Origin of the sequence: Streptomyces sp. NPDC090045 (genome assembly GCF_044747975.1) — a bacterium.
Taxonomy (GTDB): domain Bacteria; phylum Actinomycetota; class Actinomycetes; order Streptomycetales; family Streptomycetaceae; genus Streptomyces.
On record NZ_JBIVFA010000015.1, the window covers coordinates 17,695 to 40,535 of the forward strand.

Here is a 22,841-nt window from a genome sequence, read left to right on the forward strand (position 1 = left end):
CCTGATCTTCGCAGGGAACCCCGGGGGTCACTGCACGTGCCGGTACCAGCGCCGGTGCACCGCGGGTTCCACCGCGAGAACGGCGGCGCCCGCGATCGCGCCGACCAGCAGGGCGGGCCATCCGCCGCCCAGGAACGCGCCGAGGCAGGCCGCCGCCACGGCGAGCGGGCGCAGCAGGGTCAGCGGGCCGAGGCCGATGACCATCGCGAGGGTGCTGGCGCGGAAGGGCAGGAGGAAGTAGGCGGCGAGGGAGAGCAGCACGGCGGTGGCGTAGGCGGTGAGCGGGAGCAGGTAGCCGAGGCCTCCGGCGGTCAGGGTCTGGTAGGTCCGGGCCCGGTCGGGCGCGGTCAGCAGCAGGGCGGCTGCGGTCAGTACGGGGGCGAGCAGCAGGACGGCGCCGAGGGCCAGCCCGCGCAGGGCGGCCCGGGCGGTGGCCCGGTGTTTGCGGATGCGGGCGTCGCGGCCGGCGTAGGCGCGGAAGCCGCTGAACGTCGCGTCGAGCAGACCCAGGAGGAGGAGTGCGAGGGGTACGAGGGGCAGGGAGGATCTCATCGGGCGGCCTCGGTGAGGTGCTCGGGGCCGACCAGGCGGCGGGCGGAGCGTCCCATGGCCCGGCGGAGCGGCGCCTCCAGGTGGGGGCGCACCCCGATGACCGGGCGCAGGGTGGTGCAGAACGGGTTCGCCGCGCCGCGCGGTTCGAACAGCAGGGGCCGGATTCCGGGTGCGGCGGCAGCCGACAGCAGGGTTTCGTCGCTGTGTGCGCGCCGGGCGGAGACGACGCCGTCGTGGCGGCCGAGCGGGTGGCGCATCCGGGCGCGGTGGAAGATCCAGGCGCCGATGGGCGCCAGGCGGGTCGCGGCGATGTCGAAGTGGCAGAAGGCCTGCGCCGGGGAGGCGGCCTGGGTCTGGAAGAACTCGGCCAGGTCGGGGCCGCGGAAGTGGTGCAGCACGCCGGTGGAGACGTAGACGGTGGCCGCCTGCGGCAGGTCGAAGGCGTTGCCGTGGACGAAGCGGCAGTTCAGCCCCTCGGCGCGGGCGAGGCGGTCGGCTTCTCCGACCAGCGCCGCGTCGAGGTCGACGCCGACCAGCTCGACGTCCGTACCCAGGGCGTTGGTGGCCGCCAGCCGGCGGACGAGGTAGCCCAGGCCGCAGCCGACGTCGACCAGCCGGTACGGGCCGCCCTGCCGGCCGTCGGTCTCCCGGATCGCGGTGAAGAGCGGTCCGAGGAGCTGGACCAGGCGTTCGCCGATCCGGAGCTCCTCGCTCAGCCGCTGGAGCTCGGTGTGCACGCTGATCAGGAGGCGGTCCACGGCATCGGGGTCCAGCACGCCGTCCCGGTCGGTGGGCAGCCCGCCGACGATCCTCGCGGCGGGTTCGTCACCGCTCTCGCGGAGGCGTCGGATCACGTCGGCGCGCTGGATGGGGAGCCGGTGGCCGGTGCGGGGGTCCACCGCCGTGATCAGGTCGGATATCTCGAGTGAGTGCACGAGGCGGAACCCTACGGCCTCCCCCGCCCGGCCCTGCCGGCCGACCCCGCGTACCCGGGGGTTTCGCAGGCCCCGTAGCGGCCACACGCGCAGGAGGAACGGACTACGAGGGAAGGAGCACTCCCATGACGACGATGGTCCTGCTGATCGCGCCCATGGCGCTGGCCCTGCTGCTCGTCCAGCGCGGGGGCGGGCACCGCGCCCGCCACCGGGCGAGCCGCTTCTGATCCGCGTCCCGCGTGCCGCATCCCGACCTGTCCGGTCCGGCCCCCGTCCGGTCCGGTCCCCGTCACGTCCGGCGTCACACGAGAGCGCGAGCGAGGTGAGCGCGGTGTCCATGCGTGCCAAGGGGTGGGCCGCGTCCTTCCCGGTACACCGGGGGGTGCGCGAGGCCCGCCGGTGGACCGCGGCGCATCTGGACGCCCTGCAGTGGACGACGGAGGCCCCCGACACGGCCCACTCCGTCCTGCTGACGGTGTCGGAGCTCGTCACCAACGCCCACGTCCACGCCCGCAGCAGCGCCGGACTGGTGCTCACCTGGGACGGCCGGTGCCTGCACGTCAGCGTCGCCGACGGCGACCCGCGTCTGCCGGCCCCGCGCGACCCCTCACGCGAGGCGACCTCCGGCCGCGGACTCGCCATCATCGACGCCCTCGCCGACACCTGGGACGCCCATTCCTTCCACGGAGGCAAGACGATCACCGCCTGCTTCCGTCCCCCGGTGGTTTAGGGTCGGGGCCGGCCCTCGTCGCTCAGGAGCAGCCGCTTCTGCGGTTTGCCCATGGCGTTGCGCGGGATGGCGGTGACGAAGCGGACTTCGCGCGGCCGTTTGTGCACCGACAGGTGGGCCGCGACGAAGTCGGTGAGCTCGGCCCCGGTGACCTGCTGGGCGACGACGAAGGCGACGATGCGCTGGCCCAGGTCCGCGTCCGGGACGCCGACCACGGCCGCCTCGCTGACGTGGGGGTGGTCCAGCAGGGCGTTCTCGATCTCGCCCGCTCCGATCCGGTACCCGCCGGACTTGATCATGTCGGTGGAGGCGCGGCCCACGATGCGGTGCACGCCGTCGCTCTCGTCGACGGCGGCGATGTCGCCGGTACGGAACCAGCCGTCCGGAGTGTAGGCCGCGGCGGTGGCATCGGGCCGGTTGAGGTAGCCGGAGAACAGTGTGGGCCCGGTGAGCTGGAGTTCGCCGATCTCCGCACCGTCCTCGGCGGCGATGCGGGTGGTGATGCCGGGCAGCGGGGTGCCCACCGTGCCCGGGTGGAGGTGGCCGCCCGCCCGGCCGCTGACGGTGATCAGGGTCTCGGTCATCCCGTACCGCTCGACGACGCGGTGCCCGCTCAGGCGCTCCAGGTCGCGGAAGACCGGCGCGGGCAGGGCCGCGCTGCCCGACACCAGGAGCCGGGCCCCGGACAGGGCGGCGGCGGCCTGCGGGTCGGCGGCGATGCGGGACCAGACGGTGGGGACCCCGAAGTACAGGCTGCCGCCCGCCGCGGCGTAGGCGTCGGGCGTAGGGCGGCCGGTGTGCACGAGACGGCTGCCGGTCCGCAGGGCGCCGAGGACGCCGAGGACCAGGCCGTGGACGTGGAACAGGGGCAGGCCGTGCACGAGGGTGTCGGCGGCGTTCCACTGCCAGGCCTCGGCGAGGGCGTCGAGGTCGGCGGTGATCGCGGCACTGCTGAGGACCACGCCCTTGGGGGCGCCGGTGGTGCCGGAGGTGTAGAGGATCAGCGCCGGATCCTCCGCCCCCCGCACCGGAGCGGCGGGGACGGGGGTGGCCGTGGAGCGGCGGGCGAAGTCGACCTCGATGGGGCGGGCTCCGGAATCGTTCAGGATGTGACCGCGTTCGACGGGCCCCGCGTCGGGCGGCAGCGGCACGCACGGGACGCCGGCGAGGAGTCCGCCGACCACGGCGGCCACCGTTTCCAGCGATGCCGTCGCCGTCACCGCGAAGGCGGGCGGGTGGCTGCCGGCGAGGTCGGCGGCCACGGCGCGGGCGGCACCGAGGAGCTCCTCGTAGGAAGCGGTGCGGCCGGCGACGGTGATGGCGTCCGCCCGGTCCCCGTAGACACCGGTGAGAGCGGTGAGCAAGGCGGCGACTCCATTCGGCAGTGGATACGGAAGGCTCCGCCAGCCTACGCGGGCTCCCGCACGCGGCAGGAGCCTGCGATCAGCGGCACTTGATGCACAGGTGGCACGGTCGTGTGCCGGTGTCCGGCCCGTTCCGTACGCTGGCTGCATGCGCACGCGCCCCACTCTGAGCTGGACCCCCACCGAGGACCTGCGGCCGGGCACCACGGATCCGCAGCCGGTCGCCGACGCGCTGAGGACCGGCGGCGTGCTGGTGCTCAGCGGGGCGGGCCTGTCCACGGAGTCGGGCATCCCCGACTACCGGGGCGAGGGCGGAAGCCTGCGCCGGCACACCCCGATGACCTACCAGGAATTCACCACGAGCGCCCACGCCCGGCGCCGCTACTGGGCCCGCAGTCACCTCGGCTGGCGCACTTTCGGCCGCGCCCGGCCCAACGCCGGGCACCGGGCCGTGACCGCGTTCGGGCGGCACGGCCTGCTCTCGGCAGTGATCACCCAGAACGTCGACGGCCTGCACCAGGCCGCCGGCAGCAAGGACGTGGTGGAGCTCCACGGGAGCCTGAACCGGGTCGTCTGCCTTTCCTGCGGTGCCTCCGGCGCGCGCCGGGAGCTCGCCCGGAGGCTGGAAGAGGCCAATGCGGGCTTCGAGCCCGTGGCCGCGCAGCTGAATCCTGACGGTGACGCCGACCTCACCGACGAACAGGTCGGAGACTTCACCGTCATGCCCTGCCTGCAGTGCGGCGGCGTCCTCAAACCGGACGTGGTGTTCTTCGGCGAAACGGTTCCCCCGCGCCGGGTCGAGCGCTGCCGCGAACTGGTCGACGCGGCGACCTCGCTCCTGGTCCTGGGCTCCTCGCTGACGGTGATGTCGGGCCTCCGGTTCGTCCGTCAGGCGGCCGAGGCCGGAAAACCCGTACTGATCGTCAATCGGGACCCGACCCGGGGCGACCGGCACGCCGCCACCCGCGTCGCGCTCCCGCTGGGGACGACGCTCACCGCCCTCGCCGACGGACTGGACATCCCCGTCGACGGCCGGACGGCGGACTGAATCGGGGACCCTTCCGGGACAAGGCGGCCGCCTCGGTCTGCTCGCCCTGGCCGCCCCCGGCCGGGACGGGCGGCGCTGTCCGGGCACCCCCTAGGCTGGTTCCATGCTCGCCCAGAACACCCCAACGCCCCGCCCGCTGCGGCTGGAACCGGTCACCGCCGACAACTTCGACGCCGTCTGCGCGATACAAGTACGCCCCGACCAAACCCACTTGGTCTCCCCGGTGCTCAAGTCCCTCGCCGAGGCCTACGTCCACACCGCCGCCTGGCCGCGCGCCATCGTCGACGGCGAGGAAGTCGTCGGCTTCGTCATGGCCTTCCTCGACATCGCCTGGGACCCCGCCACCGACCCCACCGACCACCGCAGCGGCATCTGGCGCCTGAACATCCACGCCGGCCACCAGGGCAAGGGCTACGGCCGCTTCGCGGTTCGCGCGGTCTGCGAGGAGATCCGCGGCCGCGGCGCCACCCGTGCCTACGTCAGCTGGCACACCGGCCAGGGCAGCCCCGAACCCTTCTACCTCGGGCTCGGCTTCCACCCGACCGGCGAGTACGCCGGCGACCAACGCGTCGGCGCACTCCCCCTGACCTGACCGGAGCTGACCTGACCGGCGCTGCGGGCTGTCGGTGGGAGGCTCTAGCCTGTTTCACATGATCGAGGGGGAATGCGCCGCACCGTCTTTGGACGGGCTCGCCGAGGACGTCACGGCCGTGCTGAGCGGGCGTCACGACCCCGGCGTGGCCGTGTTCGAACGCATACTCAACGCCGTTGTCGGTCACAGCCACCGGGACCGCGAGGCCCTGGCCGCCGCGCTCGGGTCCGTCCCGCGCGAGCTCACGGTGGCACCGCACCCCCGCGTACGGCAGATCGCGGGCATCGTCGTCGCCGCGGTGGGCCCGGTGGACGTCGCAGAGCGCTGGGAGGGTGCCGGGCGGGCTGGCTGGAGCTGTGTCAGCACGTGGCGCTGGACTACGTCACGGGAGCACGCATCGTCGAGACGGGCGCACGGCTACGGGCCGGTGACCACCTTCCGTTCCTCCTCTCCGTGCCGAGCAGGGCGACCGGTGCGGTGGAGCCGCACGACCTGGTCGCCCGCCTCACCGCCTACGCACGCCTCGGCCTCACGCCCGGCCCGGCGGACCTCGGTCAGGCACTGCTGCGGTGCGGGGGCGGACCCGCCGATCCCGAGGTGGTGACCGCCGCCGAAAAGCTGGAGCTGGAGGAGGCGCCGCGGGTGGCAGCGTGGCTGCGCCACGGCGGTCTGCCCCACCCGGCTTCGCTGCGCCAACGCGAAGCCGGTGCGCCCGAGCGGTACAGCAGGCGCCGGGGAGCACGGATCGGGCGGCGGATCCTGGTCGGGCACGAGGCGATCGAGGGCCGCGGTGCGTTCCCCCGGCGTTTCTGGTCCCTGTTCCGCACGTTCGAGCCGCACATCGACTGTGCGCACGCCTCGCTGCCGGACGGGCGGGACGCGCACACGGTCGCGGCCCTGCCCTGGCATCCGGAGATCGCCGCGGCCCGCTTGCTGTCCGGTGTCGCCTCGGCGGCCGACCAGAACGGCCGTGGAGCCCCCGCGTTCCTTGCGGCGCTGGCCGCCGCCGACGGCCCGGCCGGACCCGCGGTACACCTGGCTCTCGCCTACGGGCTCGCCTCCGCCCCCGACGAGGACCGCCGGGCCGCCGTACGGGGGCTGGCCCTGCTCGGCGCGAGGGGCAGGCTGGACGGGGCGCTGCTGGGCCGGGAGCTGGCCGAACTCGTGGAGCTGGGCACGCTGAAGGTGCCCCTGCTGACCGAGTCGCTGCGCGAGGCGGCCGCCCTGCCCGAGGCGGCTCCGGCTCTCTGGCCGGTCCTTGCCGGCGCACTCCCCGGGCTCCTGGCCTCCACCCGCCCCCAGGCCCACGCGGCCCTCCTGGCCATCGCCGCGGACGCGGCCCGGGACGCGGGTGCGCACGGTGAGCTGCCTGAGATCACCGCACTCGCCCAGCGGCCGGGATCCTCCCAACTCCTCAGACAGGCACGCAGGTTGCGCGACACGCTCGCCGCCCATCCCTCCCCCCGGGCCGTGCCGGACACGTCCTGACTCTACAGATGTAGAGTGAGGGGAGGGCTGAGGGACAGCAGCGGGTGACCGGACCGAACGGAAGTGGTGTGGCATGGCGAAGCGTCACGCGGTGGTGGCGGGCGCCGGAATCGGCGGTCTCACGGCTGCCCTCGCACTGCACCGGCGCGGCTGGCACGTCACCGTCTGCGAACGCGCCCCCGAACCCCCGGTCACCGGCGCCGGAATCGGCCTCGCCCCCAACGCCCTGCGCGCACTGGAGACCCTCGGCGTCGACGCGGCCCACGCGGCCGGCAGCGCCGTGCCCGAAACGATGGGCCTGCGCCGCTTCGACGGCCGGTGGCTCACCCGGACCGCCACCGCGGACATGGCCGCCCGCTACGGCGTCCCCCCGATCGCCGTCCCCCGCCCGGCCTTCACCGCAGCCCTTGCCGCCGCCCTGCCCCCGCAGGCCCTCCGCTACGGCACCCCGGTGACTGCCGTCGAGGACGCCACGGGCCGCCCCACCGTCCGTACGGCGGCCGGCCCCGACCTCACCGCCGATCTGGTCATCGCCGCCGACGGCATCAACAGCCCCCTGCGGCGGGCCCACTTCCCCGACCACCCCGGCCTGCACTACACGGGCGAGAGCGCCTGGCGGACCCTCGTGAACGCCCCGGACCTGGGCATCGCGTCCATGAGCGAGACGTGGGGGCGCGGCCGGCGGTTCGGTGTCACCCCGCTCTCCGACGGCCGGCTCTACCTCTACGCCACCGCCCTCGTGCCGGCGGGTACCCGGCCGGCCGACCCGCGGGCCGAACTCCGCCGCCGCTTCGGCTCGTGGCACGACCCGATCCCCGCCCTGCTCGACCGGATCGAACGCCTCGACGCCGCCGACATCCTCTGCAACGACCTCTACGACCTGGCCGCCCCGCTCCCCCGCCTGCACCAAGGCCGGATCGTCTGGCTCGGCGACGCGGCCCACGCCATGACCCCCAACCTCGGGCAAGGCGGCTGCCAGGCCATCGAAGACGCGGTCGTCCTGGCCCACCTGCTCCCCTCCGGGGACACCGCGGACACCCTGGAGACCCCGGACGGCCCAGCCACCAAGGACGGCCCAGCCGCCAAGGACCCCGTACCGGCCGCCCTCGCCGCCTACACCGCCGCCCGCCTCGACCGCACCAACGCCATCCGCCTCCGCGCCCGCCGCATCGGCCGCCTGGGCATCCTCCGCAACCCACTCGCCGCAGCCGCCCGCGACCTCGCGATCCGTGCCACACCCACCCGCCTGGCCCTGCACGGCATGGACGACCTCTTCAACGGCTTCAGCCTCCCCGATGAGGGCAACCCGCCGCCAGCTCGGTGATCCTCTCGCCGCGTTCCGCCGCGCGGGCACGCATGACTCGCGTCCGGCAGACGACACTGGACCCATGAGCGAGCACCGCTTCACCCTCGAAGACACCAGCACCGGCACCACCCCGGCCGCTGCCCGCACACCTCACTACCCGCACAGCCTCCGGTACGAGAAGCCGTCGGGGACGGCCCGGACCAGCCCCGAGGGCCACACCCTGCGCGCTCTGTCCGACCTCACGGTGGTGACCTGTGCCTGCGGCCTCACCACCCCGGCACTCCCCAACGACGACGCACGCCTCGTCTACGAGCAGCACCGCAACCTGATCCGCGACGAGACGGGCTGAGACGGTCTGACACCCGGCCCGCCGGCCGCTCCGGACGTCAACGTGACCGGAGCGACCGCACCGCACTGTGGACCAGCCATCCGGCCGCCGCCCCGACCGAGTACCAGAAGAGATCGGGCGGGTTGAAGGTCGAACCGAGCACGAGACGGGCGAGGGTACTGCGCTGGGAGAGTTCCGCCGGCACCGGGCTGAGCTGGAGGAACTCGACCACGCAACTGACCGCCAGTGCGCCTCCTGCGGCCCTCAGGGGCGTGGTCCGTGGCGCCACCAGAACGACGAGGGTCAGAAGGAGGACGGTGTAGAGCGCGTCTCCGCCGTACTTGGCCACGCTCCCCGTCGTCACGGCCCGCAGCCCCAGCCCTGCAGCGACGACCACCACGGCCGCGGCCGCCGCCACCAGCCGGGTCCGCGTCCGGTCGACGACGGCGCCGTCACGGGTTCCGGGGATGAAGGTCACGAGGTCATCCTGCCAGCCGCACTCAGGAAGCTGAGCACGTTGCCGACCCGATCTGAGTACGCGCACTCATCCGCTACCCGCGCCCGGCCCCCAGAATGTTGACGTCACAACAGATCGGCACCGGAAGTCCGATCACGATCGCCGACGGGGTATCGCGCACCGCGCAGGGGTTCCACCCCCCTCCCCCGGAATCCTGTCCGCCTGCGGACGGTGTCGGCACGCACAGCAATCCTGGAGACCTGTTCACCCATGGCAACACCCCCTCACGCGTCCAGCCACGGCCCGGTACCGGGCAACCCCTACAGTGCGCCCGGAGAGTACGGACAGGCCCCGGCACCGGGGAACTACGGCCCCACACCCAGCGGTTACGCCGCCCCGGCTCCCACCGGCCACGCCCCGCGAGCCTGCCGCGCGTGCGGCGCCCAGTCGGCCGCCGACTTCAAGGTCCGGGCCCACGTGGGCTTTCTCATCATGATGAAGTTCGAGCACCTGGACGGACCGTTCTGCCGGGCCTGCGGCATAGCCGTCGTCCGGCAGATGACCACGAGGGCCCTGTGCCTGGGCTGGTGGGGCCCGCTCTCCCTGGTGATCTTCAACCCGTTCACGCTCGTCTGGAATCTGGTGGCGTACCTGAAGTTCAGCAGGCTTCCCGCGTCGGCCCCGGCCCCGGGCCGCACCCACCTCGACACGGGCCCGCCGGTGCTCCGTCGGCCACTGGCCTACGTGGTCCTGATCCCCATCGCCTGGGCCGTCTGGATCATTTCGCAGGCAGTGACACACTCCTCGTGAGCGAGGACACCGCGGCGTCCCGCAGAAGGCACTAGTCGCAGGACGGCATTCCGTAGGAGGTGGCGATCGCCGTGGCGCGCTCGCGCAGGGAGTCGCGCAACCACTGCGGGGACAGGGCTTCCGCGTGCGTGCCGAGCTGCCACAGCGCCCATTCGGCGTGCCTCGGATCCTGGAAGGTCACCTTCAGCCGCAGCCGGCCGTCCGCGTCGGATTCCTCGGCGAGGACGGCCAGTGCCGTGCCCACCAGCTCCTGCCGCCGCGCGGGGTTCATCCGTACCAGCACGGTGACTTGGTCGCCGCCGGTCCGGAAGCGGGTGCTGCGTTCCTGCCAGGCCCGGTCCAGATCTACGCGGTCCGGTCGCTGTGCCGGTTCGGCGAGCACCTCGGCGGCCAGGATGCGGGACAGCCGGTAGGTGCGGTCCGCCCCGGACCGCGTGGCCAGCAAGTAGCCCTGGTCGCGCGCGGTGACGAGGCCGATCGGATCCACCGTGCGCCACTTCGGGGTCTGGTCCACGGCCGCGTACCGGATGCGCAGCTTGTGTCCGGCGAACACCGCGCGCCGGACTTCGGCCACCACGGTGTCGGGAACCTCCTCGGGAACCAGTCGACGCGACAGGAGGTCGGTCTCCGGGTCGATGAGCAGTCGCTTAGCCGCGCCGGCCGCGGTGGCCCGATAGCTCTCGGGCAGCGCGTCGACCACCTTGCGCATGGCGGAAGCGAGCGCCGCGCCGAGTCCGAACGCCTGCGCGCCGCGCCGCGATCCGGCGACCAGCAGGGCGAGTGCCTCGTCGTGGTTCAGCCCGGTGAGCTCGGTCTGGAAACCGGGCAGCAACGCGAACCCGCCGTGCCGGCCGCGTTCGGCGTAGACCGGGACGCCGGCTGAGGACAGCGCCTCGATGTCGCGCAGCACGGTGCGGGTGGACACCTCCAGCTCGCCGGCCAGCGCAGCCGCGGACATCCGGCCGTGCTGCCGGAGCAGCAGCACCAGCGATACCAACCGATCGGCGCGCATGTGAAAACCGTACAGGAATACATGACAGGCGATGTCGTGATTCCTTGCGAGGCTTACCGGCGTAACAAAGATCGATCGCACACGAGAGGTGATCCACATGGCACACGCCCTTGTCAATCCGGACGGCTTGCACGACCCGGTCCCGTACGGCTACAGCCACACCGCCGTTGTCCCCGCTGGTGCGGAACTGGTGCTCATCTCCGGCCAGTACGGATCGGGCCCGGACGGCGCGGTCGTCTCGGCCGACTTCGCCGGGCAGGTGAAGCAGGCGTTCGCCAACATCGGTGTCGCTCTTGCCGCCCACGGGCTCGACCTCAGCCACGTCGTCCAGCTCAGGACGTATGTGGTGAACCATGACGTCAGCAAGCTCGGGCCCATCGCCGGGGCCGTGCAGGAGGGCTGGGGTACGAAGCCGCCCGCGCAAACCCTCATCGGCGTCGCGAGCCTGGCCACGCCCGACGTGCTGTTCGAGGTCGAGGCCCTCGCCGCCCGCCCCTGAGACACCCCGCCACCCGCGTCCGGGCCGTTCGACCCGGCGCGGGTGGCGGGCACCAGGTCGCTGACGTGCCGAAACCCGTATGATCACGCCATGTTGATCGCCGGGCCCAGCGCCTCCAGGGCCGCGCGCCTGATCACGGACGGACTCGATCCCAAGACCTGGATCATCGCCGACACCCTCCTCATCGGCTGGCACACCGGCCGTCTCGCCGGGATCGGATGGGGCGTCCTCGGCTGCCTGTTCGCCGCGGTCATCCCTCTGGCCTTCATCAAGTACGGCATCCGCCGCGGCCGCTGGGCGGACCGGCACGTGGGTCAGATACGGCAGCGCATCGTCGTGATGGCCTTCATCCTCGCCTCGGTCGCCACCGGAACCCTGTTGCTGTGGGCCTTCAGCGCGCCGCAGACGATGATTGCGCTGACCGCGGCCATGCTGGTCACCCTGGCCGCTCTGCTCGCCGTGACCCCTGCTTGGAAGATCAGCGTGCACGCGGCCGTGTCCTCCGGAAGCGTCGCCATGCTCGCCATGACCTACGGGCCCTGGACGCTCCTCGCCTACGCCGTGGTCGCCGTCGTCGGCTGGTCACGGGTGGAGCTGAAGGACCACACCGTCGCCCAAGTCGTCGCCGGCGCCGCGGTGGGCGGGGCCGTTGCGGCCGGCACCTTCGCCCTGGTTCGATAGCGACGTGATCAACTCATCGACGATCCTTGATGACGCCGACGTGGCGATAGCCGCCGCGCGTGCCGGTGCGGACGTGGTGCGCCGCATGTACGGGCAGCCGCTCTCCCGTATCGACAAGGGCGCGGGCGACTTCGCCACCGCCGCCGACGTGGAGGCCGAGAAGGCGATCCTCGACGTCATCCGCGCGGCCCGGCCCGATGATGCGGTGCTGGGCGAGGAGGGCGGGCAGCAGGGCGCGGCCGACGCCGGGCGCGAGTGGTTGGTGGATCCCCTGTGCGGCACGCTGAACTACGCCGTCGGCAACATGCTGGTGGCCGTCAACGTGGCCTTGCGCGACGGGGCGGCGGCGGTGGCCGACCCGTTCAGCGGCGAGGTCTTCTTCACCGACGGCGAGACCGCTCAGGTACGGCACGCGGGGGTCGATGCACCACTGGCACCCACGTCCGCCACCTGGCTGGTGGACGTCAACCTGGACCCGCCGTTCCCCAGCGCGCCCGGGTTCCGGGCCGTGGACCTGCTGGCCGACGCCGGGTTCGTCGGACGGTTCCGGCCGCGGGTCGTGTCCACGTCGCTGGCACTGGCCTGGGTCGCGGCCGGCAAGCGCGCCGCGTACGTCACCGACGGCGGCGACCTGTCCGGGAGCGTGCACTTCGCCGCCGGCATCGCGGTGTGCCGGGCCGCCGGCTGCGTGGTGACCGGGATCGACGGCGGCCCGGTCGGCGGGTCGGGCCGTGGGCTGGTGGCGGCTGCCGACGCCGAGACCCACGGCCTGCTGCTGTCGATGATCTCCGGTCGGCGCTAGGCCGTTTCCTTCAGATCATCGGATCGTTGGTTGATGTGTGTCGTTGACTGATGCCCAGTGGGCGCGGATTGAGCCGTTGTTGCCGGACCGGACACCTCGGCGGGGTGGGCGGTGGCGGGATCACCGGCAGGTGATCGACGCGATCGTGTTCAAGTACCGGACGGGGACGCCGTGGATGGACCTGCCCGAGCGCTTCGGGTCGTGGAAGGGTGCCCACAACCGGCTGCGGATGTGGGCAGCCGACGGCACCTGGGAGAAGGTCTTCACCACTCTCCTCGCTCAGGCCGACGCCGAGGGAGATCTGGACTGGGTTGTCGCGGTCGACTCCACGATCGTTCGTGCCCATCAGCATGCCGCCGGGGCCCGGCAAAGGGGGCCCCGGCCGGCGAGCCGGCCGACCATGCCCTCGGACGGTCCCGCGGCGGGCTGACGACAAAGATCCACCTCGCCTCAGACGGCCGCTGCCGCCCACTGGCCTTCGTCATCACGCCAGGCCAGGCTGGTGATGCGCCCGCGTTCGCACAGGTCATGGCCCACTTACGGGTGCCCCGGCCGATCGGTCGGCCCAGAACAACACCCGACGTGGTCCTGGCGGACAAGGCGTATTCGTCCCGCGCGATCCGTTCTCACCTGCGGCGGCGCGGGGTCCGGACGGTGATCCCGCAGCCCGCTGACCAGGCCGCCAACCGCAAACGTCTCGGCCCTCGCGGCGGCAGGCCACCGGCCTTCGACCGCGAGATCTACAAACGACGGAACACGGTCGAGCGGTGCATCAACAAGCTCAAGCAGTGGCGCGGCCTGGCCACTCGCTACGACAAGACCGCCACCATCTACCTCGCCGGACTCCACCTCGCCGCCATCTTCATCTGGTCAGCAAGGTGATCCGAAGGAAACGGCCTAGTCGCTCTCGGCCCGAGGCCATGTGGAATGATCGGGGAATGTGGGAGACCGGCAGTGAGGACGGGCGAGCGGTTCGGCGTGAAGCCGAGCGGGTCGTCAACGAAGTCGCGCAAGAAATCCGCACGTTGGACGACGGGACGACCTGGTTCTCCGCCCTCTCCCCGGCAGCACGAGCGGCGGTACTGCAGGAAGTCGCCGGCTACGCGATGCAGGCCCACATCACACCGGCCGACGGCCGCGCTGGAGTCGCCCGGTCCGGGGTGAAGCCCACCGCCAACCCATCGGTGATGATTTGCATGGACCCGCCCCGCTACGGGTTCGCAGGCCTCCCCGCCGATGAGCACATCACGGCGTTCCGTGTCCTCGTCTCGGTGTTCTCCGTCGCCGACACCCGCCGCAGGCAGACCTACTGCAAGGGCACGTGCGGACACTCGTGGCACAACTTGCCTCCCTCGGACGAGAGGCCGTAGCAGCAGTCGCCACCCCGGCGATGGCGGCGGTGGTAGGAGACGGTGACGGCGGCGAGGAGCGGGCCCCAGAGCACCAGCGGTTGGTAGAGGATGCCGACCACGAGGCTTCCGGTGTGCGTCATGTCATCGTGGGGAAAGCTCCACCACCAAGGCATCACGGACCAGAGCGCGGTCAGGGCCACCGCGCCGACTGCTGCGGGGACGACGGCGGCCATGGGGCGGACCCTGCGCCCTCCGATCAGCGGTATCCAGTGGGGCACGACCTCGCCCCACGGCCTTACCAGACCGATCGTGAGGAAGGCGGCGAGCTCGCAGAGCACGCTGAGCGACAGCATCCATATTTTCGCGCCGACCGCCTGGTAGCTCTCGAAGCCGACGTCGGTGTACCCGGCCGGGTATCCGAGCACCAGGGCGATGCGCCACAGTCCGCTCGGCAGGACGATCCACGTCGTCGCGTGCGCGGCCCACACCGCCCAACGGGGCGGCGGCGGCACGGAGATGATCGTCGAATCGCTCGTTCGCATGCTCATGCCGCACATCGTCACGCGCCCCCGGACGGCCTTCATCAGCCTGCGCGATGAACCGGAAGGGCCCTCTGGAGCGATGGCGGGGCGCCGTCCTCCCCCGCCCGGGGGAGGACGGCCTCATCCTCCGAAGGCTCATCGATGTCGGACCTGCCCGTGGCCGGAGGCCGGGTGGCCGGCCGGCCGGTCACCGGTGGCGGGTGCCGGGAGGACGAGGCGCACCTCGAATCCGCCGAGGGCGCGGGGGCCGGCGGTGACCGTCCCGCCGTAGATCTTCGCGCGCTCCGTCATCCCGATCAGACCGTGACCAGGCGTTATGGAGGTGTGCGGCGGGAAGTTGGCGCTTCCCTCGTCGATGACGCACACCTCGATGCTCCGGGCCTCGTAGCGGATGGTGACGTTCGCCGTGGTCGGCCCCGCGTGCTTGAGGACATTGGTCAGTGCCTCCTGGATCACCCGGTAGACACACAGCGCCATGCCCTGCGGGAGCGGTGCGGGGGAACCGACGACCTTCATGGTGGCCTGGACCCCTGCGCCCCGTACACGCTCGAGCAACGGGTCCAGCAGGTCCAGGCCCGGGGCCGGGGCCGGTCCGTCGTCGGCGTCGTCCGGGTCCACGCGCCCTTCCGGCAGCCCTTCCTGGCCGACGCGGAGCAGTACGAGCATGCGGCGCATCTCCTCCAGCGCCTCCCTGCTGGCCCCGGCGATGGTGTCCAGGGCTTGCCGGCTCAGCTCCGGATCCGTCGGGAACACGTACGAGGCCACGCCCGCCTGGAGCGAGATCACGGACATGTGGTGCGCGACCACGTCGTGCAGTTCGCGCGCAATGCGCACCCGCTCCTCCGTGAGCGCCCGGCGGGCGTTCTCGTCCTGCTGCCTGCGCAGTTGGAAGGTCAGTTCGGCGAACTGCCGGTTGCGCTCGGCCAGTCTTCCCGAACCGCGCCCGACGACGAACACCACGGCCGAGAACAGGACCGCTTGGGCGAAGACGGTCGGCATGGAGCTGTTGGCGGCGTTGCTCAGACCCGCGTACACCCACGTACCGGCCACGACGACCGCGCACACGAGGGAGGTACGGAGGCTGCGGGTCGCCGCCACCGTGTACAGGCCCAGGAGCGGCGGCATCGAGTTGATCACCGGCCAGTACCCGCAGGCGATGAACAGGATCCACAGCGCACTGCTGGTGGCGAACACCCCGACGGGCGCGATGCGTCGGGCCAGCAGGACCAGACCCACCAGTACCGTCAGGACCGCGCCGAGCCCGTCCATCGGCTGCCATCCGGCGGGCGGCTGCTCCTGCCCCAGGAGCAGCCCGGCGCCGGCATAGCCCACCGCGAGCAGCGAGTCGACGGCCAGGGACCGGTACCTCCCCGCGAGGTGGTCCAGGAACCCGAATCCAGCATGCATCGCCGCAGCTTACGGGCCATGACGCGGCCAGGGTGCCTCGTTCGGATCATCCGCGCGAAGGCGGGCACCGGCGGATCGCTCCCGCCGCGAGGAGGAGTTCGACGGTCGCGGGGTGGGGGCCGTGGTCCGCCCAGTCCAGGGGGGGACCAGCCTGTTCCGTCGTCTTCACGGAGGTTCGGGTCGGCGCCCCGCGCCAGGAGCTCGCGTACGGTCTCCGTGTGTCCCCAGCAGGCGGCCGCGCACAGTGGGGTGCCCGCCGCGCCGATTCCCCGGCTCTCCGTGTCAGGGCGGGCACCGGCTTGCATCAGCAGGCGGGCGACCTCGGCTTCTCCCTGCACGGAGGCCAGGTACAGCGGGGTGGTGCCGTCGCTGTCCTCCCGCTCCGGGTCTGCTCCGGCCCGCAACAGCGCCTTCACACGGGCCGTGTCAGCCGCCAGGGTCGCTCCGGAGAGACGACGGGAGAGCTTCTTCTGCTGCCGCTGCTTCATGGTCGGCCAGGCTAACGAGCGTGTGCGTGAGGGAACCGGTCAGGTGCTCGGCTCGGCCAGGGCCTCCTCCAGCCGGTCGAGGCCCCAGTCCAGGTCGTTCTCGTCGATGACCAGGGGCGGGGCCAGTCGGATGGTGGTGCCGTGGGTGTCCTTCACCAGGACCCCGCGGTCCAGGAGTCGGCGCGCGACAGCGCTGCCGCTGCCGTGGCGCGGGGGGACGTCGACGCCCGCCCACAGGCCCCGGCCGCGGCTGCCTTCGATCAGCCCGGCCCCGGTCATCTCCTGGAGCCGGGCGTGCATCCGGGCTCCGAGTTCCGCCGACCGTTGCTGGAACTCGCCGGTGCGCAGCATGGCGATGACCTCGAGTGCGACGGCGCAGGCCAGGGGGTTGCCGCCGAAGGTGGAGCCGTGCTGGCCGGGGCGCAGGACGCCGAGTACGGCCCGGGAGGACACCACGGCGGAGACGGGGACGAGGCCTCCGCCGAGGGCCTTTCCGAGCAGGTACATGTCGGGGGTGACCTGTTCGTGGTCGCAGGCGAAGGTCCGGCCGGTGCGGGCGAGTCCGGACTGGATCTCGTCGGCGATGAAGAGGACGTCGCGTTCGGCGGTGAGCTCGCGGACGCGGCTGAGGTAGCCCGCGGGCGGTACGCGTACGCCGGCCTCGCCCTGGACGGGTTCGATCAGGACGGCGACGGTGTCGTCGGTGAGGGCGGCTTCCAGCGCGGCGGCGTCGCCGAAGGGGACGGTGTCGAAGCCCGGGGTGAAGGGGCCGAAGTCGGCGCGGGCGTCGGGGTCGGAGGAGAAGGAGACGACCGTGGTGGTGCGGCCGTGGAAGTTGCCCGCGGCGACGACGATCCGCGCGCGGCCGGGGGGTACGTCCTTGACCTGGTAGCCCCATTTGCGGGCGACCTTGACCGCCGTCTCGACGGCTTCGGCTCCGGTGTTCATCGGGAGGACGGTCTCCATCCCGCACAGATCGGCGAGCCCCGCGCAGAAGTCGGCGAACCGGTCGTGGTGGAAGGCCCGGGACGTGAGGGTGAGGCGGTCGAGTTGTTCCTTGGCGGCGGCGATCAGGCGGGGGTTGCGGTGGCCGAAGTTCAGGGCCGAATACCCGGCGAGCAGGTCGAGGTGGCGCCTGCCCTCGATGTCGGTGGTCCAGGCTCCGTCGGCGGAGGCGATGACGATCGGGAGGGGGTGGTAGTTGTGCGCGCTGTGGGCTTCGGCGGCGTTCACCGCGCGGCCGGTCGCAGAGGTGACGGTCTCGGGCGCGGCGGTCGCCGGTGTGGCGGCGGCGTGGGCAGTGGTGGACATGCGGGGCTCCGATCGGGACGGCGATGGCCGGAAGGGCGGGTGGCGAGGGTCGGAAGGCGGGTAGCGACGGTCGGAAGACGGGTACGGGGCGCCGGGGAGTCGGGGAGTCGGGGAGTCGGGGAGTCGGGGAGTCGGGGAGTCGGGGAGTCGGGCGCGGGGCTACAGGAAGGGCAGGGCGCGGGGGTGGACCGCGCGCGCGTCACGGCGCAGCAGGTCCGCGTACGTCTCCCGGCGGACCGCCTCCCGCGCCTGGCCGTCCCGGCAGAAGACGACCGGGGGCCTGCGCGCACCGTTGTAGTTGTTGGCCAGCGAATAGCAGTACGCGCCGGTCGCGGGGACGGCGACGATGTCGCCGGCGTGCGGGGAGCGCAGGGGGACGTCGCGGATGAGCGTGTCGCCCGACTCGCAGTGGCGGCCGACCAGGTCGCAGTTCTCGCCGCCGCCGACCCGGTTCACCAGGGTGGCTTCGAACCGCTGGCCGTACAGCATCGGTTCGAGGTTGTCGGCCATGCCTCCGTCGACCGCGACCAGGGGGCGCTCCCCCGGCTTGACCGTGACCACGCGGTAGAGGGTCACGGCGGTCGGGGCCACGAGGGAACGCCCGGGTTCGACGATCAGCCTGGCGTCGTGGGGCAGGTGTTCGCGCGCGGCGTCGGTGAGGGTCTCGACGTACTCCTCGATGGTCGGGGGCCGGTCGGTGTAGGTGTAGCGGACGCCCAGGCCGCCGCCGAGGTCGTACACGGGGTGGCGGCCGAGCCCGGGGAGGGCGGCGATGGCTTCGACGGCGTGCCGGAAGGGGTCGGTCTCCATGAGCTGGGAGCCGACGTGCACGTGCAGTCCGTCGAGCCGCAGCCGGGAGCTGCGGCGGATGCGGGCCGCGGCTTCCGCGGCCCGGGGGCCCGTGAGGCCGAACTTGGAGCCCCGGTGTCCGGTCATCATGGCGGCGTGGGTGTCGGCGTCGACCTCGGGGATGACGCGCAGCAGTACGGCCTGCCGTCCTTCCGTGACCAGCTTCTCCAGGCGTTCCAGGTCGTGCAGGTTGTCGATCACCACGGTGCCCACGCCCGCGGCGACGGCCATGGCGAGCTCTTCGTCGGTCTTGGCGTTGCCGTGCATGACGATGCGTTCGGGGTCGGCTCCGGCGGCCAGTGCGGTGACCAGTTCGCCGCCTCCCGCGATGTCGACGCCCAGGCCTTCCTCCACGAGCGTGCGGACCACTTCGGTGCAGGGGAAGGACTTGGACGCGAACACGGCTTGGCTGTTCGGCCAATGGTGCTGCAGGGCCTGGCGGTAGGCGCGGGCCCGGCCGCGCAGTGCCGTCTCGTCCACGACGAGGGCCGGGGTGCCGAACCGCTCGGCGACCTCGGCGAGGCTGCACCCGCCGACCGTCAGGTGGTCGTGTTCATCCAGGTGGGAGCCGTCCGGGAAGAGCCCGAGCACGTCGTGTCCGGCAGGGGTCGCAGGTCGGTCGATGAGCATGGAACGCGTTTCCGTTCGGTTCGGCGGGTGATCTCCTGTGGTTATCCTGGCAACGCTTCGGCCCGGGCGCCGCTGCCGATCGGCCTACGAAACGAGACCTCCCTTGTCCGATCTCACAATCACCTTGGACGGGTCCGCCACCCTGGGCGACGTGCTGGACGGCGCCGGGCCCGCGGGCATCCGTGTGCTCACCGCCCCGGCCGGCCTGGGCGTGCCCGTGCGGGGCACGGTCATCTACGACGCCGGGGACCGGATCGCGGAGTCCCCCGGCGGCCTCCTGCTGCTGGTCGGCGTCGATCCGTCGGATCCGCGCGCGCTCGCGCTGCCGGCCCAGGCGGCCGCCCGGGGCTGCACCGTCGCCGTGATCAAGCGCCGGGGACAGGACATGGGGCCGTTCGTCGGCGCGGCCGAGCGGCACGGAGTCGCCGTGCTGGCCGCCGAGGACGACCTGCCGTGGCGGAACATCGACGCCGTGCTGAGCTGCGCGCTCACCGGTGCCGGCACGTCGACCGTGCTCGGGGCCGTGCCCGTGGGGGGCGAGCTGTACGCCCTCACCGACCATCTGGCGTCGGTGGTGGGGGGTGCGGCCGTGGTGGAGGACCTGGCGCGGCGCGTGATCGCGTACTCGAGCGTCCCGGGCGTCCGCATCGACGCGCCTCGCGAACGCGGCATCCTCCGGCGCCGTATCGAGGACCTGCCGGATCTGCCCTTGCAGCGGCGGCAGTACCAGCGCGTGCTGGCCTCCCAGACAGTGGTGCGGTTCCCGGCGATGGGCGCGGAGCTGCCGCGGGCGGCCGTCGCGGTGCGGGCCGGCACGGTGCCCCTGGGCACGTTGTGGGTGATCGAACCCGAGGAAGGCATCTCCGAGGAGGGCGTGGCGGCCCTCTCCGAGACCGCGCAGCTCGTCGCCCCTCACCTGCTGCGGCTGCTGAACCTGCCGGAGGCCGAACGGCGGCTGCGCCGGGAGACCTTCCTGACGCTGCTGGACTCGGGGTCGGTGCCGGAGGAGGCCTGCTCGCTCCTCGGGATCCGTACGGGGATCCCCTTCCGGTTGCTTGCTTTCGCGCCGCCCGGGACGGCGGCGGGCGGGGAGTCGTTCCCGGTCTCGACCGCGGCCCTGGCCACCGTGCTGGAGCATGCGGAGTCCGAGCTGGCCAGGCATGCTGCGGCGCACCGCCCGGACGTCACCGTCGCGGCGTCGGGCGGGGTGGTGTTCGTACTGCTGCCGTACTCGACGGAGGAAGGGGACGGCAGGCGGTTCGCCGAGGGCGCGCTCGCCGCGCTGCGGCGTGCGGTGTCGCCCGGGATGCGGGCCGCTCTGAGCCGGCCGTGCCGGGACGCGGCCGCCTCGGTCTCCTTGCGCAGGGAGACCGAGGCGATCCTGCGGGCCACGGTGGACGCGCCGGCCGGAGCGCCGGCGACGACGGTCGAGGAGGTCCGCCACCGGATCCTGCTCGACCGGATCGGGGACGAGCTGCAGCGCAACCCGTGGCTCCGGCTGTCCGGGATCGACGAGCTCGTCGCCCACGACTCCGAGCAGGGCACCAGCTACGGGGCCTCGATCACGGCCTGGCTGGACGAGCTGGGCGACATCGCCACGGCCGCGAACCGGCTGCGGGTGCACCCCAACACGCTCCGGCACCGGCTGCGTCGTGCACGCGAGCTGTTCGCGCTCGATCTCGACGATCCCGATGTGCGACTGGCCGTCTGGCTGGAGCTCAGGCGATCGGCCCCGGGGGTTCGGGTGCCGTGACCTCGGCCGTGGTGGCTCCGGCCGGCCGCGCCTCGGCCGCCCGGGCCCCGGGCAGCACGGCTCCGGGCTCCCGGCCGGTCCGTTCCAGCCGGGAGTGGCGTCGGCCGAACCCGAGGTAGAGCCCGGCGGCCAGCAGCAGCCACATGCCGAACAGGCTCCAGGTCAGCCCGGGCAACAGCCAGGCCAGGTACAGGCAGGACACGGCCGCGAGCACCGGGACGAGCGGGTGCAGCGGCAGTCGGAAGGGGCGCGGCGCGTCCGGGTCCGTGCGCCGCAGGACGGCCACGGCCGCGGCGACGGCGACGAACGCCATCAGTGTGCCGAGGCTGGTCAGGTCGGCCAGTTGCTGGAGCGGCACGAAGGCGGCCAGCAGCCCCACGCCCACCCCGACGATCCAGGTGTTGCGGGCCGGGGTGTGCCGCTTGCGGTCGACACGGGAGAAGACCTCGGGAACGAGTCCGTCACGGGCCATCGAGAACAGGATGCGGGTCTGTCCGAAGAGCGTCACGAGCACCACGCTGAAGATCGACACGACGGCTCCGGCGGACAGCACCAGGGCCGGCCATCCGGTGCCCGTGACCGTGCGGAGGATTTCGGCCAGGACGGCCTCACCGGCATCGGCCTGCTCGCCGAAGCGCGCCGCGTCCTGGGCGCCGACGCCCGCCAGGGCGACCGCCCCGTAGAGGGCCGTGACCGCGAGCAGCGTGAGGAGGATCGCCAGTGGCACGGTGCGGCGGGGATCGCGGACCTCTTCACCGGCGGTGGAGACCGTGTCGAATCCGATGAACGAGAAGAAGACCCCGGACGCGGCGAGCGTCACCCCGGCCATGCCGTGCGGGGCGAAGTCGCTGAACCGCCCGCTGTCGAAGGCCGTCAGGGCGACGGCGACGAACAGCACCAGGACGCCGATCTTGACGCAGACCATCACCGCGTTGACGATGGCCGACTCCCGCGTGCCGCGGACCAGGAGCAGCGAGCACAGCAGCACCACGGCCAGCGCCGGCAGATTCACCACACCGCCCGCTCCCGGCGGCTGGCTGATCACGTCGGGGAGCGTGAAACCGAAGAGGGCGTCGGTGACCTCGTTGAGGTACTGGCCCCAGCTCACGGCGACGGTGGCCACGGCCACGCCGTACTCCAGGATCAGGCACCAGGCGACCAGGTACGCGGCGCCCTCGCCCAGCGAGGCGTACGCGTAGGAGTAGGTGCTGCCGGCCACCGGGACCGCGCCCGCCAGTTCCGCGTAGCACAGGGCTCCCAGGCCCGCGACTACGGCCGCCAGCGCGAAGGCCAGCACCACGGCGGGCCCCGCCTTGGGCACGGCCGACCCCAGGACGAAGAAGATCCCGGTGCCCACGACCGAGCTGATGCCGAGCATGGTCAGCTGGCCCAGTCCCATGGTGCGCCGCAGCCCGCCGTGCGCACCCTCCTCCTCGGCCTCTCGCACCAGCTGGTCAAGTGGTTTGCGGCGCGTGAGCGCTCTCGTGAACGTCGGCACAGTCCGTGCTCCTCAGGGATCCGTGCGCCCGGGCATCGGGGCGCTGCACGGATCCTGTAGGCCCGAAAGGATCAGGCCAACGGATCAGTCTCCTGTGCTCGGGGGGCGGCATTGGCCGATCGGCCATAGACACGGCCGGCACCCGGATCTGCGGGACTGCGGGACTCCGGGACCGCGGGGAACCGGCTCGCGAGGTTCGCCCTGCCCCCCGGGAGCCGGCCGGCGGCCCCGCCCGCGTCTGGCCGGGGCAGCGACCGGCGGCCCCGGTGGCCGGTGACACTGCTCACACGGGACGGGACGCCGTCGACCGCGGATGCCCGCCCCGGCACGGTCACGTCTGCGGCCGGGGCCGTCGATGGGGCCGATCGGACGAGGAACGGGCCTGGACGCATGACCTAGCCTGGATC

At 72.7% G+C, this 22,841-nt stretch carries 23 protein-coding genes and 1 pseudogene; 13 read left to right on the forward strand and 11 right to left on the reverse strand.

All coding sequences use genetic code 11. The features are described from left to right. Nucleotides 1-27: 27 nt before the first annotated feature. Nucleotides 28-552: a hypothetical protein gene (locus ACIPYQ_RS31890; RefSeq protein WP_401257478.1), complete on the reverse strand. Its 525-nt coding sequence runs from the start codon at nt 550-552 to the stop codon at nt 28-30. Beyond that, entirely contained in the window at nt 549-1,487 is a 939-nt protein-coding gene (locus tag ACIPYQ_RS31895; RefSeq protein ID WP_401257480.1) for a class I SAM-dependent methyltransferase, read from the reverse strand. Before ACIPYQ_RS31895 ends, ACIPYQ_RS31890 begins: the two co-directional genes overlap by 4 nt. 337 nt (nt 1,488-1,824) lie before the next feature. On the opposite strand from ACIPYQ_RS31895, the gene ACIPYQ_RS31900 reads away from it, so the two are divergent. Continuing rightward, complete coding sequence (locus tag ACIPYQ_RS31900; protein WP_401257482.1) at nt 1,825-2,217, forward strand: ATP-binding protein; 393 nt, start codon at nt 1,825-1,827, stop codon at nt 2,215-2,217. Here the strand turns inward: ACIPYQ_RS31900 and ACIPYQ_RS31905 are convergent. After that, nucleotides 2,214-3,581 carry an AMP-binding protein gene (locus tag ACIPYQ_RS31905; RefSeq protein ID WP_401257484.1) on the reverse strand — a complete coding sequence of 456 codons (1,368 nt, stop codon included), beginning with the start codon at nt 3,579-3,581 and terminating at the stop codon, nt 2,214-2,216. The genes ACIPYQ_RS31900 and ACIPYQ_RS31905 overlap by 4 nt on opposite strands. 148 nt (nt 3,582-3,729) lie before the next feature. On the opposite strand from ACIPYQ_RS31905, the gene ACIPYQ_RS31910 reads away from it, so the two are divergent. From ACIPYQ_RS31910 to ACIPYQ_RS31930, 5 genes are all read left to right on the forward strand, one after another. Next, nucleotides 3,730-4,629 carry an NAD-dependent protein deacetylase gene (locus ACIPYQ_RS31910; RefSeq protein WP_361767325.1) on the forward strand — a complete coding sequence of 300 codons (900 nt, stop codon included), beginning with the start codon at nt 3,730-3,732 and terminating at the stop codon, nt 4,627-4,629. Nucleotides 4,630-4,732: 103 nt separating this feature from the next. Next, on the forward strand, nt 4,733-5,221 hold the full coding sequence (locus tag ACIPYQ_RS31915) for a GNAT family N-acetyltransferase (protein WP_401257486.1): 489 nt from the start codon (nt 4,733-4,735) through the stop codon (nt 5,219-5,221). Between the two features lie 366 nt (nt 5,222-5,587). Then, nucleotides 5,588-6,709 (forward strand): hypothetical protein, encoded by a 1,122-nt coding sequence (locus ACIPYQ_RS31920; RefSeq protein ID WP_401257487.1) that lies wholly within the window; start codon nt 5,588-5,590, stop codon nt 6,707-6,709. Nucleotides 6,710-6,782: 73 nt separating this feature from the next. Beyond that, nucleotides 6,783-8,033 carry an FAD-dependent monooxygenase gene (locus ACIPYQ_RS31925; RefSeq protein ID WP_401257488.1) on the forward strand — a complete coding sequence of 417 codons (1,251 nt, stop codon included), beginning with the start codon at nt 6,783-6,785 and terminating at the stop codon, nt 8,031-8,033. Nucleotides 8,034-8,097: 64 nt separating this feature from the next. Continuing rightward, nucleotides 8,098-8,364 carry a hypothetical protein gene (locus ACIPYQ_RS31930; protein ID WP_361767340.1) on the forward strand — a complete coding sequence of 89 codons (267 nt, stop codon included), beginning with the start codon at nt 8,098-8,100 and terminating at the stop codon, nt 8,362-8,364. Between the two features lie 37 nt (nt 8,365-8,401). Here ACIPYQ_RS31930 and ACIPYQ_RS31935 read toward each other — a convergent pair whose 3' ends face one another. Beyond that, nucleotides 8,402-8,821: a DUF2809 domain-containing protein gene (locus ACIPYQ_RS31935; protein ID WP_401257489.1), complete on the reverse strand. Its 420-nt coding sequence runs from the start codon at nt 8,819-8,821 to the stop codon at nt 8,402-8,404. Nucleotides 8,822-9,070: 249 nt separating this feature from the next. On the opposite strand from ACIPYQ_RS31935, the gene ACIPYQ_RS31940 reads away from it, so the two are divergent. Continuing rightward, nucleotides 9,071-9,610, forward strand: coding sequence for a hypothetical protein (locus ACIPYQ_RS31940; RefSeq protein ID WP_401257491.1), 540 nt, complete (start codon nt 9,071-9,073; stop codon nt 9,608-9,610). A gap of 31 nt (nt 9,611-9,641) precedes the next feature. Here ACIPYQ_RS31940 and ACIPYQ_RS31945 read toward each other — a convergent pair whose 3' ends face one another. Beyond that, nucleotides 9,642-10,622, reverse strand: coding sequence for a helix-turn-helix transcriptional regulator (locus ACIPYQ_RS31945; RefSeq protein WP_401257493.1), 981 nt, complete (start codon nt 10,620-10,622; stop codon nt 9,642-9,644). A 97-nt stretch (nt 10,623-10,719) separates the two neighbouring features. Here ACIPYQ_RS31945 and ACIPYQ_RS31950 point away from each other — a divergent pair, with 97 nt between their 5' ends. The 5 genes from ACIPYQ_RS31950 to ACIPYQ_RS31970 all read left to right on the forward strand — a co-directional run bounded on the left by ACIPYQ_RS31950 (nt 10,720) and on the right by ACIPYQ_RS31970 (nt 13,974). Beyond that, nucleotides 10,720-11,121 (forward strand): RidA family protein, encoded by a 402-nt coding sequence (locus ACIPYQ_RS31950; RefSeq protein ID WP_361767349.1) that lies wholly within the window; start codon nt 10,720-10,722, stop codon nt 11,119-11,121. A 90-nt stretch (nt 11,122-11,211) separates the two neighbouring features. Then, on the forward strand, nt 11,212-11,802 hold the full coding sequence (locus tag ACIPYQ_RS31955) for a hypothetical protein (protein ID WP_401257495.1): 591 nt from the start codon (nt 11,212-11,214) through the stop codon (nt 11,800-11,802). Between the two features lie 4 nt (nt 11,803-11,806). Next, nucleotides 11,807-12,604, forward strand: a complete 798-nt coding sequence (locus ACIPYQ_RS31960) for an inositol monophosphatase family protein (RefSeq protein WP_401257497.1) — start codon at nt 11,807-11,809, stop codon at nt 12,602-12,604. 37 nt (nt 12,605-12,641) lie between these two features. Next, nucleotides 12,642-13,486 (forward strand): IS5 family transposase gene (locus ACIPYQ_RS31965; RefSeq protein ID WP_401257499.1). Its coding sequence is split into 2 segments (ribosomal slippage): nt 12,642-12,972 and nt 12,972-13,486, totalling 846 coding nucleotides; the frame shifts between segments, so codons are not numbered across the junction. 56 nt (nt 13,487-13,542) lie between these two features. Beyond that, entirely contained in the window at nt 13,543-13,974 is a 432-nt protein-coding gene (locus ACIPYQ_RS31970; protein WP_361767358.1) for a DUF5958 family protein, read from the forward strand. Here ACIPYQ_RS31970 and ACIPYQ_RS31975 read toward each other — a convergent pair. From ACIPYQ_RS31975 to lysA, 5 genes and pseudogenes are all read right to left on the reverse strand, one after another. Beyond that, entirely contained in the window at nt 13,911-14,504 is a 594-nt protein-coding gene (locus ACIPYQ_RS31975) for a hypothetical protein (protein WP_401257502.1), read from the reverse strand. The genes ACIPYQ_RS31970 and ACIPYQ_RS31975 overlap by 64 nt on opposite strands. A gap of 129 nt (nt 14,505-14,633) precedes the next feature. Further along, on the reverse strand, nt 14,634-15,905 hold the full coding sequence (locus ACIPYQ_RS31980) for a sensor histidine kinase (protein ID WP_401257504.1): 1,272 nt from the start codon (nt 15,903-15,905) through the stop codon (nt 14,634-14,636). A gap of 46 nt (nt 15,906-15,951) precedes the next feature. After that, nucleotides 15,952-16,393: pseudogene (locus tag ACIPYQ_RS31985) on the reverse strand (ankyrin repeat domain-containing protein). Between the two features lie 39 nt (nt 16,394-16,432). Further along, on the reverse strand, nt 16,433-17,704 hold the full coding sequence (gene rocD / locus ACIPYQ_RS31990) for an ornithine--oxo-acid transaminase (protein WP_401257506.1): 1,272 nt from the start codon (nt 17,702-17,704) through the stop codon (nt 16,433-16,435). 159 nt (nt 17,705-17,863) lie between these two features. Further along, a complete protein-coding gene (gene lysA, locus ACIPYQ_RS31995; protein ID WP_401257508.1) occupies nt 17,864-19,183 on the reverse strand; it encodes a diaminopimelate decarboxylase in 1,320 nt (439 codons plus the stop codon). A 103-nt stretch (nt 19,184-19,286) separates the two neighbouring features. Between lysA and ACIPYQ_RS32000 the strand changes: the two genes are divergently transcribed. Further along, nucleotides 19,287-20,936, forward strand: a complete 1,650-nt coding sequence (locus tag ACIPYQ_RS32000) for a PucR family transcriptional regulator (protein ID WP_401257510.1) — start codon at nt 19,287-19,289, stop codon at nt 20,934-20,936. On the opposite strand, the gene ACIPYQ_RS32005 is transcribed toward ACIPYQ_RS32000, so the two are convergent. Further along, the gene (locus ACIPYQ_RS32005) at nt 20,902-22,434 is read right to left on the reverse strand and encodes an APC family permease (protein ID WP_401257512.1); all 1,533 of its coding nucleotides are present in this window, start codon (nt 22,432-22,434) and stop codon (nt 20,902-20,904) included. The genes ACIPYQ_RS32000 and ACIPYQ_RS32005 overlap by 35 nt on opposite strands. Nucleotides 22,435-22,841 lie beyond the last annotated feature (407 nt).

Bases quoted from the DNA above. Each gene is read 5' to 3' on its own strand.
- lysA (WP_401257508.1), bottom strand. From the start codon at position 19,183: ATGCTCATCGACCGACCTGCGACCCCTGCCGGACACGACGTGCTCGGG.
- ACIPYQ_RS31930 (WP_361767340.1), top strand. From the start codon at position 8,098: ATGAGCGAGCACCGCTTCACCCTCGAAGACACCAGCACCGGCACCACC.
- ACIPYQ_RS31950 (WP_361767349.1), top strand. From the start codon at position 10,720: ATGGCACACGCCCTTGTCAATCCGGACGGCTTGCACGACCCGGTCCCG.
- ACIPYQ_RS31925 (WP_401257488.1), top strand. From the start codon at position 6,783: ATGGCGAAGCGTCACGCGGTGGTGGCGGGCGCCGGAATCGGCGGTCTC.
- ACIPYQ_RS31900 (WP_401257482.1), top strand. From the start codon at position 1,825: ATGCGTGCCAAGGGGTGGGCCGCGTCCTTCCCGGTACACCGGGGGGTG.
- ACIPYQ_RS31945 (WP_401257493.1), bottom strand. From the start codon at position 10,622: ATGCGCGCCGATCGGTTGGTATCGCTGGTGCTGCTGCTCCGGCAGCAC.
- ACIPYQ_RS31890 (WP_401257478.1), bottom strand. From the start codon at position 552: ATGAGATCCTCCCTGCCCCTCGTACCCCTCGCACTCCTCCTCCTGGGT.
- ACIPYQ_RS31955 (WP_401257495.1), top strand. From the start codon at position 11,212: ATGTTGATCGCCGGGCCCAGCGCCTCCAGGGCCGCGCGCCTGATCACG.
- ACIPYQ_RS31970 (WP_361767358.1), top strand. From the start codon at position 13,543: ATGTGGGAGACCGGCAGTGAGGACGGGCGAGCGGTTCGGCGTGAAGCC.
- ACIPYQ_RS31940 (WP_401257491.1), top strand. From the start codon at position 9,071: ATGGCAACACCCCCTCACGCGTCCAGCCACGGCCCGGTACCGGGCAAC.
- ACIPYQ_RS31980 (WP_401257504.1), bottom strand. From the start codon at position 15,905: ATGCATGCTGGATTCGGGTTCCTGGACCACCTCGCGGGGAGGTACCGG.
- ACIPYQ_RS31915 (WP_401257486.1), top strand. From the start codon at position 4,733: ATGCTCGCCCAGAACACCCCAACGCCCCGCCCGCTGCGGCTGGAACCG.
- ACIPYQ_RS31975 (WP_401257502.1), bottom strand. From the start codon at position 14,504: ATGAGCATGCGAACGAGCGATTCGACGATCATCTCCGTGCCGCCGCCG.
- rocD (WP_401257506.1), bottom strand. From the start codon at position 17,704: ATGTCCACCACTGCCCACGCCGCCGCCACACCGGCGACCGCCGCGCCC.
- ACIPYQ_RS31910 (WP_361767325.1), top strand. From the start codon at position 3,730: ATGCGCACGCGCCCCACTCTGAGCTGGACCCCCACCGAGGACCTGCGG.